This window comes from Clostridium sp. AF20-7, assembly GCF_003479275.1.
Taxonomy (GTDB): domain Bacteria; phylum Bacillota; class Clostridia; order Lachnospirales; family Lachnospiraceae; genus Otoolea; species Otoolea fessa.
In genome coordinates this window covers 314,934-325,728 of sequence record NZ_QUGF01000002.1, presented here as the reverse complement: position 1 = coordinate 325,728, position 10,795 = coordinate 314,934, and the positions used below count along the sequence as shown (strand labels likewise).

At 46.3% G+C, this 10,795-nt stretch carries 11 protein-coding genes; 8 read left to right on the top strand and 3 right to left on the bottom strand.

The genetic code is table 11. The features are described 5' to 3' along the window. Positions 1 to 185 precede the first annotated feature (185 nt). Positions 186 to 758, top strand: coding sequence for an RNA polymerase sporulation sigma factor SigK (gene sigK, locus DWX68_RS03165; protein WP_118628588.1), 573 nt, complete (start codon positions 186 to 188; stop codon positions 756 to 758). 114 nt (positions 759 to 872) lie between these two features. Here the strand turns inward: sigK and DWX68_RS03160 are convergent, their stop codons facing one another. Further along, a complete protein-coding gene (locus DWX68_RS03160) occupies positions 873 to 1,454 on the bottom strand; it encodes a Swt1 family HEPN domain-containing protein (protein WP_207663953.1) in 582 nt (193 codons plus the stop codon). Positions 1,455 to 1,463: 9 nt separating this feature from the next. Continuing rightward, a complete protein-coding gene (locus DWX68_RS03155) occupies positions 1,464 to 2,090 on the bottom strand; it encodes a DUF5343 domain-containing protein (RefSeq protein ID WP_118628587.1) in 627 nt (208 codons plus the stop codon). Between the two features lie 545 nt (positions 2,091 to 2,635). Between DWX68_RS03155 and DWX68_RS03150 the strand changes: the two genes are divergently transcribed. The 4 genes from DWX68_RS03150 to DWX68_RS03140 all read left to right on the top strand — a co-directional run bounded on the left by DWX68_RS03150 (position 2,636) and on the right by DWX68_RS03140 (position 6,225). Then, positions 2,636 to 3,427 (top strand): site-specific integrase, encoded by a 792-nt coding sequence (locus DWX68_RS03150; RefSeq protein WP_182432121.1) that lies wholly within the window; start codon positions 2,636 to 2,638, stop codon positions 3,425 to 3,427. Between the two features lie 120 nt (positions 3,428 to 3,547). Beyond that, positions 3,548 to 4,333 (top strand): hypothetical protein, encoded by a 786-nt coding sequence (locus DWX68_RS03145; RefSeq protein ID WP_147354939.1) that lies wholly within the window; start codon positions 3,548 to 3,550, stop codon positions 4,331 to 4,333. Between the two features lie 143 nt (positions 4,334 to 4,476). Next, positions 4,477 to 4,620 (top strand): hypothetical protein, encoded by a 144-nt coding sequence (locus DWX68_RS14610; protein WP_182432120.1) that lies wholly within the window; start codon positions 4,477 to 4,479, stop codon positions 4,618 to 4,620. A 27-nt stretch (positions 4,621 to 4,647) separates the two neighbouring features. Further along, positions 4,648 to 6,225, top strand: a complete 1,578-nt coding sequence (locus DWX68_RS03140; RefSeq protein WP_118628584.1) for a recombinase family protein — start codon at positions 4,648 to 4,650, stop codon at positions 6,223 to 6,225. Between the two features lie 156 nt (positions 6,226 to 6,381). Here DWX68_RS03140 and galE read toward each other — a convergent pair whose 3' ends face one another. Continuing rightward, a complete protein-coding gene (galE, locus tag DWX68_RS03135) occupies positions 6,382 to 7,407 on the bottom strand; it encodes a UDP-glucose 4-epimerase GalE (protein WP_118472873.1) in 1,026 nt (341 codons plus the stop codon). A 288-nt stretch (positions 7,408 to 7,695) separates the two neighbouring features. Here galE and DWX68_RS03130 point away from each other — a divergent pair, with 288 nt between their 5' ends. The 3 genes from DWX68_RS03130 to DWX68_RS03120 all read left to right on the top strand — a co-directional run bounded on the left by DWX68_RS03130 (position 7,696) and on the right by DWX68_RS03120 (position 10,759). Next, positions 7,696 to 9,318: a putative DNA modification/repair radical SAM protein gene (locus DWX68_RS03130; protein WP_118628583.1), complete on the top strand. Its 1,623-nt coding sequence runs from the start codon at positions 7,696 to 7,698 to the stop codon at positions 9,316 to 9,318. 20 nt (positions 9,319 to 9,338) lie between these two features. Further along, a complete protein-coding gene (locus DWX68_RS03125; RefSeq protein WP_107000433.1) occupies positions 9,339 to 10,136 on the top strand; it encodes a TIGR03915 family putative DNA repair protein in 798 nt (265 codons plus the stop codon). A gap of 329 nt (positions 10,137 to 10,465) precedes the next feature. Continuing rightward, positions 10,466 to 10,759 (top strand): hypothetical protein, encoded by a 294-nt coding sequence (locus DWX68_RS03120; RefSeq protein ID WP_107000077.1) that lies wholly within the window; start codon positions 10,466 to 10,468, stop codon positions 10,757 to 10,759. The last annotated feature ends 36 nt before the right edge of the window (positions 10,760 to 10,795 follow it).

Below are 10,795 nucleotides of genomic sequence, written 5' to 3'. Positions count from 1 at the left end.
GTATCCCGCCAGATTTCAGATGCTCTGGTAACTTAGTTACCGAGTAGTTCACACGCAGCGGATTTATAACCGGCTGGATGGTATGATTTTTAGCGCCCTTTCTAAAATCGGAAAAGCAAGTGGTGCACTGGAAAAGCCACCGAAGCATAAACTATCAGTAAGTAAGCTTCAGGGTGGCTTTTTCTTTGCATACATTTCCAAAGCCTTTGACACCTGGAGAGGAACGGTCCTGTCTGGAACGCATGAAAGAGGGAGACCATGAGGCACGCAATACTCTGATAGAGCGAAATTTACGGCTGGTGGCGCATGTGACCAGAAAATATCAGGGTACAGATTATGAAATGGAAGATCTCCTGTCGATCGGCACCATCGGGCTCATTAAAGCGGTCAATACGTTTCATCCGGAGCGGGGATCGCGGTTGGCGACGTATGCGGCGAAATGTATCGAGAATGAGATTCTGATGACCTTCCGTGCTGGTAAAAAATATGCAAAGGATATCTCGTTATATGACCCGATCGGGGTAGATAAAGATGGAGAAACCGTCAGCCGGATGGATGTGCTGGAGGCAGAAGGAAAAGAAGTTCTGGAAACCATTATTTTAAAGCAGGAAATTGAACAGCTTTACCGCGCCTATGAAGCGTGTTTAAAAGAAACAGAGAAAATCGTCTTACGCAGCCGGTACGGGCTGTTTGGCGGAAAGGAACAGACGCAGCGGGAGATTGCCGACGGACTTGGAATCTCGCGTTCTTATGTATAGCGCCGCCACTAATGTAAACAATGCCCGGAGGGCCGAAAGGCTCCCCGGGCATCAGTGTTTAGATTATTTAGTTAAGCGGCCACTCATCAAGTTATTGTTGGGAGCAAGGATTTATTACGCACCTACTTGACTAATCCAGTCTCTAATATTTGTACCAATTCGTTCAATGTCCTTTTTGCTCAACTGTCCGCTATGCATAATTACATTTCTTGACCGTTCAAGAGTTTGGATTATTTGTCTGGCCCAATCAATTGAAATAATATGTACTTCAAAAAGCTCGAAGTTTTGCTGCATAATTGAAACGAGGTCACCAAATTCTATGTAATTAATCATTGAGTCTCCACGTTGAGTGTGCCACTTGATTTTCTCCTCTTCACGCTTGCGGGAGTCTGCAAATTTGCGTATTTTTTCAGAAACACATTCTTCCCACCAATTTTCGCCTTTGTGCTCAATTAAGATTTTCGAAATAAATTTTCGAACCATATTTTCAAACGCTGCAATCGCTGTATATACTGTTGCCATCTCTTTTGCGTTTTGGACGCATTCATCGTCCAATAAATCTAGAGACAAGCAGTTAATATATTCTTGAGCCAGAGCTTCGGATGTAGAATGTTTGCTGACGGTTCCAGAATGGCTTAGCGCAACTTTAGTTAATTCTCCACGCAACACGAAAGAATAAAGTTTGTCATCGTTCATATCGTTGCCTCACAGTAGGTGTTTCTTTAAGCTTTGAAAAATTGCATCATATACAGCCATATTGGTTGTTTCAGGTAAATGGATTTGAATGTTGTAATGTAAATTCATATCAGAAATCAGCTTGTTTTGTGTTGGGAGCGGCGCTTCTCGCACAGGATTTTCAACATGTGAAATAACTTCTTGAGATTCTTCACTTTGAATTACGGGCTGCTTATTCCAATCTGCTAATGTGCATAAAGCTTTAAATGTTGAGGCCATATTGCCCAAAACAGTATCGCTTTTTTGACCTTGGGTGAGCGTCTTAAGTTTATTCTTTACCTCGTCACTACTCAAGTTTTGAGCGTCTTTTCGTAGGCTGAATAAATCCTCATATGCTTCTTCAATAGCGACAGCTAAAATATGTGCAGTTTGTGTCTGATCTATAAACTCATAGTATCTTGCTGTAGGCTGACCTGTATCATCAATCAGGCCAAGTGCTTTAAATAAGCCAACATACAATCTGTCGTTGCTGCTTTTAAAGCCCAAATCTTCCAAGAACTTATTGGTGAATCGTTCAGGAGCTTTTGCACTTACTACAGAATTAATTATGCTGGAAAGATTCTTAGTTGTGATTAGGTATGCATTTGTTAAAGACATGTTTTTCCTCCTGATAGTATTATTTCTGCTGGCCGATAGCTTAGTATTTTTGTTGTTTTAGAAAAATGATCAATGTAATAGAAAAGCTAATACAATTAGTGGTTACTATATTCACGGTATTAATTAGGATTCTCACATTAAATCATCTTTAGAGACTACCTCAGAATTGTTCCGGGCAAAGAAGTCTTCAATGTGCATATTGCGATATCGAATTAATGGCGAAGGTCGTATCATTTCTTGTAATGCATCCAATATAATTTCTTTGACCTGTTGTTTTAGATGTTTGAAACTTTCCCAGTCATTCTCATAATCTGAAATCGCATCAACTGGTATGCGAGTTTCAAAGAATGTTCCATCTTCTTTTATGAAAAAGGAACGAGATGGTATTCCACGATATGGAACTGTACCTAATTCTCGAGCATCCAGTATTTTAACGATGCCGTTTTCCGTTCATGGGCAGTATGCGACTAAGTGAGTTCAGTCCTAAGGTAATTGCAGCATTGTATGGAAAATTGCAGGCTGATCCGAAAATCACTCCCTCGGTGTTGACGAACATTCATAAGCTGCTGCACAGTGCATTTGAACAGGCGGTATTATTGGAGTATGCTCTCAGGAACCCATTCCAGAAAGCAAATGTTCCGAAAGCCTTTCCAAGTGAAATTCCGATGCTGAACACTGATGAAATCAAGATGTTGGTCCAAAACTGCGATAATCCTATGTTGTCCATTGCGGTACATCTGGCTTTTGCCGGTTCTCTGCGGAAGGGTGAAATTCTGGCGCTGACCTGGGATGATGTGGATTTCCAGAAAGGTACGATTTCTGTCAGCAAGACATTAAAACGTGTCCGCAGGGATGCAGTGGATGTGTTAAACGGTAAGGATATTCTCTATCAATTCCCGGCTGTCTTTAATGAGGGGCGGACGGTCACAGTGTTGAAACGCCCCAAAACAAAATCCAGTATCCGAACCGTATATCTTCCTGATTATGTTCTGGATGTTTTGCAGGAGTGGAGAGAAACATTGAAGCCAGTCAAGAGAAACCAGCCGAATCTGATTCTTCGATATTCCAATGGCAGACCACTTTCGGAGGAAACATTACCCCGTTTGCTGGAAAAGCAATTGCTGCAGCTTAGGCTTCCGATCGTATCCTTTCACAGTTTGCGGCATAGTAGCATTAGTTACAAGCTGGTGCTAACTGGTGGTAACATCAAAGCAGTACAGGGTGATTCCGGTCATGCACAGGCGGAGATGATTACTGAGAGATATGGTCACATCATTGACTCTTGCCGCAAGCAGTGCGCCCAAGACTTTGAGGAAGAATTTTATAAGGGCATGTAAAAAGAGCCGTCTGACACAAATTAGGCGGCTTTTTGCAGTAGGATGGAGCATCCCCCTACTAAGAAGATGGATTGTCGTTCGAATTTCCTATGGTTAGCAAAGAGAAAGGATGGTAAAAACATGAACGAAATTAGGAAGCTGAGTGAATTGGCTGTGTATCTGAAACAGGCAGCTGAAACGTATTCTCAGCACGATTATGAGCAGTTGCATCAGGAACTGCGAGCCAGATATGAGCAGCTGATCATGGAAGCGTTCATGGATCGTCACCCTAGATGGAACGTTGCGGAAGGCAATGCAGCCTGCATGGTGTACCTCTATCGCAACTGGTCGTTCAGCAGAAGAGCGGAAGAGAATGTTGCGCAGTTGAGCGCTCTGGCTAATGATATTACTGAGAATTACGACGATTGTGATGATAGTTTTCTGACAGCAGAAGCGGCTGCGGAAACCATGAAGGTTGCAGAGCGTGTTTATGATTTTTCCAAACGAGTTCTATGTAAACAGCATTTGTTCATTTTCCTATTCCATGCAAAACACCGCATAGAAGATTCCTTCTGCTGTTGCATGTATATGACCGATGGTAGTGTGGCGGCAGACATCTACATGCTGATTCCACATAAAGACCATGAAGCTACTCCTCAGAGTATGCTTCTCCACGAACTGGGCCATTGCGTGAACATCGCCCCGACTGGTGATCCGGAAGTGCCTCCTGAGGATTTCACTCTGGTAATGAAGCTCATTGGAGCTGATACTGTTGAGTATGATGTTCCGGAATTCTTTGCCCACTGTTTTGCAATGAGTTTGCTGATCGAACCGGATTTGCTAAAAGCAGATCCATTTAAGATGGTTCCTCAAAACCATAAGCAGATGTTTCGAACCTACTTTGAATATAAGATACAGAATCTTTAAGTGACCTGTTTCGATTGCAGGTCACTTTTTCATTCCCTAAAACTGTGCATCTGCACACTTTTAGGGAATGGCTCCAATTTCACAGCATGGACAGGCAAGAAAAACTGCCCATTTACATACGATGAACAAAGGAGGTAGAACGTATGAAACAAACCTTGCCTGTTGTGCACTGCATATATACCGAAGCCGAAAAGAGCCTCGCAGAGCTGCTGGAGGAGTCTTTTCGGCTTTATCTTATCCGCATCCTTGCGACACCTGAGAAGCCTGTTGTACAATGTTTACGATGAGTGGCTGCTTATTTCAAGGAGGAACCTATGTACTTAGAAATAAGCAACACAATGGATTACCATGTCGCATTGTACATCCGATTATCGAAGGAGGATGAGACTGAAGGGCCATCCCAGAGTGTAACCAACCAGAAATCTCTGCTCAACGAGTTCGTTCAGCAGCACCGCTTATCCGTCTATGATACCTACATCGATGACGGCTGGAGCGGCACCAGTTTTGACCGCCCGGACTTCCAGCGCATGATTGGCGACATCGAAGCCAAGAAGGTCAATATGGTCATAACCAAAGACCTGTCCCGACTGGGTCGTGATTATATCATGACCGGCCACTATATGGAGCGGTACTTTCCTGAAAAGAGAGTGCGCTACATTTCCCTGCTGGATGGTATCGACACTGGCGTAGAGTCAACGGCCAACGACATTACCCCGTTCCGTGCTATCATGAATGATATGTACGCAAAGGACATTTCCAAGAAAATCAAATCCGTCAAGCGGGATAAGCAACGCAAAGGCCAGTTCATTGGCGGTAAGCCGATGTATGGTTATAAGATGCACCCGACAGAGAAAAACAAAATCGTCATCGACGAGGAAGTGGCTCCTGTGGTACGCAGGATTTTTGCTATGGCGCTGGATGGTATGAGCTGCCGAAAGATTGCGGCGACGCTCAATGAAGAAGGTGTTATAACTCCTGCAACCTACTGTGGTTGGAATATGGGACGTAAAGGCCCTTACGCCGGACTTTGGTCCAGCGAACGCATCTCTGAGATGCTGCAGAACGAGACCTACCTGGGCAACATGGTTCAGGGACGAACAGTGAAGATCAGCTACAAGTCTAAGAAATGTCTGAAGAAGGATCGTGAGAACTGGGTGGTTGTTGAAAATACTCATGAACCACTGATCGACAAGGAGACCTTTCAGAAGGTACGGATGCTGGTAAACAGCCGAAAGCACACTCGCAGCAGAACCTACGACTTCCTATTAAAAGGATTGATTTTCTGCCATGAGTGTGGCTATCCCATGGCGGTGCTGAACCGTCCACCGGTATCTGGTGAGGATCGATTGTTCTTCGTTTGCCGAACCTATCAGCGCTTCACGAAAGCAGGTGTCTGTTCCTGCCACTCGATCAAGGAGCAGGTAGTTACGGAAGCGGTTTTGGCGAAAGTGAGAGAAATCTGCGAAGCTTATCTCGAACCAAAGAAGCTGCAGCCCATTGCGGCTGATGCTGTAGAGAAAGCTCGGCAGGCAGAAAGCCATGAAGCGGAGATCCAGTTGCTGCGCAGCAAGATTGACAGCTTGACCGCCAATATGGATAAGATGTATATGGATCGGCTCACCGGCCTACTGGCTGAAGCTGATTTCGAGCGCATCTATCAGCGGGTCAAGATGGAGCGCAGTTCTCTGGAAGAGAAGCTGAAGGAATTGGAAGCACAAAAAGAAAGCCCGGTCAGCACCGAAGACCGAGCAAGAGAATTGGTTCAGCAGTTTCTGGATTCCGCTTACACAAGCAGAGAACTTTTGGTTAGTCTCATCGAGCGAGTAGAACTGACTGAGGACAAACAAATCATCATCAAATTCCGCTTTCGTGAACTGGAAGCAATTTCTTAGGGCAAATCGTTTACAATAGGCGAGTCGCTATGTGAGCCGGATCGAGAAGCGGGCGCTGGAAAAAATGCGGCGGGGATTTGCGGAACACAAATAAAGAACAGAAAAAGCGGCTGGCAGATGTTAGGGTGGACATCTGTCAGCCGCTTTTGTTATCTTTTAGTCCTCAGCGTCCCGATATCCGTTCGGGTTCATCGACTGCCATTTCCAGGAGTCAGCGCACATCTCCTCAATGCCGTACTGAGCTTCCCAGCCGAGTTCATTTTTCGCTTTGGTAGCATCGGAGTAGCAGGTTGCGATATCGCCGGCGCGGCGTGGCTTGATTTCATAAGGAATTGTTTTGCCGCAGGCTTTTTCGTAAGCCTTGACAACATCGAGTACGCTGTAGCCTTTGCCGGTGCCGAGGTTGTAGATATATACGTCTGGCTTATCGTTAAATTTTTGGAGTGCTTTTACATGACCGACTGCAAGGTCAACTACGTGGATGTAATCGCGCACACCGGTTCCGTCCGGAGTCGGGTAATCATTGCCGAAGACACCGAGGCATTTCAGCTTGCCGACAGCAACCTGTGCGATATAAGGAACCAGGTTGTTCGGGATTCCCTTCGGATCCTCGCCGATCAGACCGCTCTTGTGTGCACCGATTGGGTTGAAGTAGCGGAGCAGAACGACATTCCATTCCGGATCTGCCACGTGCAGGTCAGTTAAAATCTGCTCAAGCATTCCCTTTGTCTGACCGTAAGGGTTTGTGATTTTGCCTTTCGGGCATTCTTCGGTGATCGGGACGAATGCCGGATCTCCGTATACGGTAGCGGAGGAACTGAAAATGATTTTCTTGACGCCATGATTGCGCATTACGTCGCAGAGAATCAAGGTTCCGGTGATATTGTTGTGGTAATATTCCAGTGGCTTCGCAACGGATTCTCCGACTGCCTTTAAGCCTGCAAAATGAATGACCGAATCGATGGATTCTTTCTCAAAAATCTCATTGACTGCCTCGCGATCCAGCATATTTGCCTTGTAAAAGGTTACATGCTTGCCGGTGATTTTCTCCACGCGGCGCAGCGCTTCCTCACTGGCATTGTAAAGGTTGTCCATGACAACGACCTCATATCCGGCGTTTAAAAGTTCGATGCAGGTATGACTGCCGATGTAACCGGCGCCTCCAGTAACTAAAATAGCCATTGTAAACTCCTCCTTCATCCTACCTATAAGAATAATTCATTTTATACCTTCAATCTTTCTTTATTATAAACGCGGCTTGCGAGGAAAACAATCGGAAATATTGTCATGTGTTATCGAAATTATATTTTAAGAGGAAGTTTAACAACGCTTTGCGTAGAATTGGAAAGACTCGGATACAGTGTGCGGGATGATAGAATGTGCGTTCGAAAAACGGCTTGCATTTAAAAAGAGGGTGTGATATGATAAATACAGAACGGATGTTCGAGAAACGGGAGGAGGCAGAACCTCATGCTGATACAGGAAAATCTTTCAATCGAAGAAAAGTTAAGAATTTTATCGGATGCGGCGAAGTATGACGCCGCCTGCACATCCAGCGGCGTGGGTAGAAAGGGAAAGGAAGGCTTTCTTGGAAACAGCCGGGTGGACGGCATCTGCCACAGTTTTGCCTCGGATGGGCGCTGTATCTCCCTGCTGAAAATTTTATTTACGAACCAGTGCATCTATGACTGTCATTACTGTGTCAACCGCCGGAGCAATGACACGGTCCGTACCTCCTTTACGCCGGAGGAGGTCTGCCGTCTGACGATGGAATTTTACCGGCGCAACTATATAGAAGGATTGTTTTTAAGTTCCGGTGTGCTGGAGACACCGGATCACACGATGGAACTGCTGTATCAGACCTTGTACCGCCTTCGGCGCGTCCATCGATTTAACGGTTACATCCATGTGAAAGCAATTCCGGGGGCAGATCCGGAGCTGATTGAGAGAGTGGGCTTTCTGGCGGACCGGATGAGTGTGAATCTGGAGCTTCCGACGGCTGATGGTCTGGCGCGCCTGGCACCGGGAAAGACGCGGGACAAGATACTGCGCCCGATGCGCCAGATCCAGACTGGGATCGCGAGACAGCTGGAGCAGGAAGGGCGTCTGGAGAGCAGAGGGGCATGGCTTCCGCAGAAAGAGCGCGGAGAAATTCAGATTCCGGGAGACGGGAGAAATGGAATTGGTGGTAAAGCGATAGGAAAAGGGGAAAGGGAATGTCTGCAGGCTGACAAGGGAATTCTGAGTCCGAATCAGACAGAGACAAAGATGGATTGGGGGCGGAATGGAGACAAGGTAAAAGGATTTATGAGGTCGAAAGAGCCGGGGAAAATGGATGAAAGGGTTGGAAGGACACATACACCGGAGATCCCCCGTGTCATCCCAGGACGATCGATCTATGGCAGTTTCGGACTGGGAAATATCTCAAACCGCAAGAATTATTTCGTCCCCGGCGGTCAGAGCACACAGCTCATTGTCGGGGCGACTCCGGAGAGTGATTATCAGATGGTTGCGGTCGCGGAAGCGCTGTATCGGAATTTTGGATTAAAGAGGGTCTTTTATTCGGCGTTTATCAAGGTGAATGAGGACAGCCTGCTTCCGGATCTTCCGGACGGACCGCCGCTTCTGCGGGAACACCGTCTGTACCAGGCGGACTGGCTGATGCGCTACTACGGCTTCCGGGCATCGGAACTTCTGAGTGAAAAGCACCCTAATTTTAATGTGTTTCTGGATCCGAAGTGCGACTGGGCGCTGCAGAATCTGGGTGAGTTTCCGGTGGAGATAAACCGGGCACCGTATGAGACACTTCTGCGTGTTCCGGGCATCGGGGTAAAGTCTGCGATGCGGATTGTCGCAACGAGAAAACAGGTGGCGCTTCGGTTTGAAGATTTGAAGAAGATGGGAGTTGTGCTGAAGCGGGCAGTATACTTCATTACCTGTTCAGGGCGGATGATGTACCCGGTGCAGATCCATGAGGATGCGATCGCGGCACAGCTAATCAGTGAAGAGAAGCGGAAGCAGTGGCAGTTGTCACAGAGCGGGCTGTACCGCCAGATGTCGCTGTTTGATGATTTTCATATGGCGCAGGCATGAAGCAGACGGAGGAGAGAAAAATGGTTGTATTTGTATGCGAAGACAGTCCAGAAGGTATATTCACAGGAGTATATGATGCCTGGAACAGCCGCTTAGGGCATGAGAACGTGCGGCTGGAAGTACAGGGCGAATATAATTACAGCCTGTTTTCGGAGTACCGAGAGGTGGCGGTGGATCGGCTCAAGGCACAGAAAGTCGTGCGCTCGGTGCGTCGATCCCTGTCAGAACTGGCGTACAGCTGGATTTACCGCACGGCGCTGAGTGAGCGGGAGGATCGGGCAGAGGCGGTCTACCGCTTTCTGGTCTGTGGGTTTAGCGCAGGGGCAGCAGGGAGACGTATCACGGAAAATTTACAGATACCGGCGGTGCAGACAGTCTTTCAGATCAACCGTGCGGTTGCCAATGAAGCGCATTTGCAGACAGAATTTCTGCGGTTTGCAGAATATTCCGATCATGTACTATTTTCTGAGATTGGTCCGAAAAACCGGGTGACGGCATTGCTGATGCCGTATTTTACAGATCGCCTGCCCTCGGAACCATTTATTATCTATGATAAAAATCACCAGGAAGCGGGAGTCTGGACAGGAAAGGGGCGGTGGTATATGATGCGTGGGGCTGAGACAGAACCCCTGCAGGCGCTTTCCGGGAGAACCGATCAGAGCGAATATGCGGCGCTCTGGAGTGCATTTTTTCATCAGATAGGAATTAAGGAGCGGGAAAATCCAGCCTGTCAGCGGATGCATCTGCCGCTTCGCTACCGGAAATATATGACGGAATTTCAGTTCGGTTCCAACCGTTCAAATTTGGCTAAATTGTGAACAAATCGTAAACACAAAATCGAGAACCTTGTTCATAAAGAAACGAAAAAAGAATAAAAATAAGCCGGAAATCGGGAAAAAACAGCATTGAAACGAGAAAACTGCTGCATATATATTAAGATTTAAAGACCTTAAAAAATAATGTAAAGTCAACAGAAACAAGGACTTTTCTTACGAAAACTTTCGATTTTTGTAAGAAATACGGGATTTATTTAGTGAATGTTAATTATCTATTCATATTTTGGACATAATTTGTTTTTATTATAGGTCACGTACCGATGAGGTACAAGAAAACATAAATCGTATGTTTTAAAGAGGAGAGAATAATTATGAGAAAGAATCTTACAAAAACAGCAGCAATCTTAGTTATGAGTGCAATGGTAGCAGCATCTGCTCTGACCGCTTGCGGCAGCAAAGCAGAGGAGACAACTGCAGCAGCAGAGGAGACTGTAGAGGCAGAAGAGACTGAGGCAGCTGAGGAGACCGAGGCTGAAACAGAAGAGACTGAGGAAGTTTCCGAGGAAGAGACCGAAGAGGCATCTGAGGAAGAGACTGAGGCAGCTGAGGAGACTGAGGCTGAAGCAGAAGAGACTGAGGCAGCTGAGGAGACACAGGCTCAGTAATCAATCTTTGATTGCAGAAGTTTGTTTCTATTCGGA

What these genes read in the sequence shown, in the direction of transcription:
- DWX68_RS03120 (WP_107000077.1), top strand. Translation starts at nt 10,466, where the DNA reads ATGAGAAAGAATCTTACAAAAACAGCAGCAATCTTAGTTATGAGTGCA.
- DWX68_RS14610 (WP_182432120.1), top strand. Translation starts at nt 4,477, where the DNA reads ATGAAACAAACCTTGCCTGTTGTGCACTGCATATATACCGAAGCCGAA.
- DWX68_RS03155 (WP_118628587.1), bottom strand. Translation starts at nt 2,090, where the DNA reads ATGTCTTTAACAAATGCATACCTAATCACAACTAAGAATCTTTCCAGC.
- DWX68_RS03125 (WP_107000433.1), top strand. Translation starts at nt 9,339, where the DNA reads ATGGTTGTATTTGTATGCGAAGACAGTCCAGAAGGTATATTCACAGGA.
- galE (WP_118472873.1), bottom strand. Translation starts at nt 7,407, where the DNA reads ATGGCTATTTTAGTTACTGGAGGCGCCGGTTACATCGGCAGTCATACC.
- DWX68_RS03160 (WP_207663953.1), bottom strand. Translation starts at nt 1,454, where the DNA reads ATGAACGATGACAAACTTTATTCTTTCGTGTTGCGTGGAGAATTAACT.
- DWX68_RS03140 (WP_118628584.1), top strand. Translation starts at nt 4,648, where the DNA reads ATGTACTTAGAAATAAGCAACACAATGGATTACCATGTCGCATTGTAC.
- DWX68_RS03130 (WP_118628583.1), top strand. Translation starts at nt 7,696, where the DNA reads ATGCTGATACAGGAAAATCTTTCAATCGAAGAAAAGTTAAGAATTTTA.
- DWX68_RS03145 (WP_147354939.1), top strand. Translation starts at nt 3,548, where the DNA reads ATGAACGAAATTAGGAAGCTGAGTGAATTGGCTGTGTATCTGAAACAG.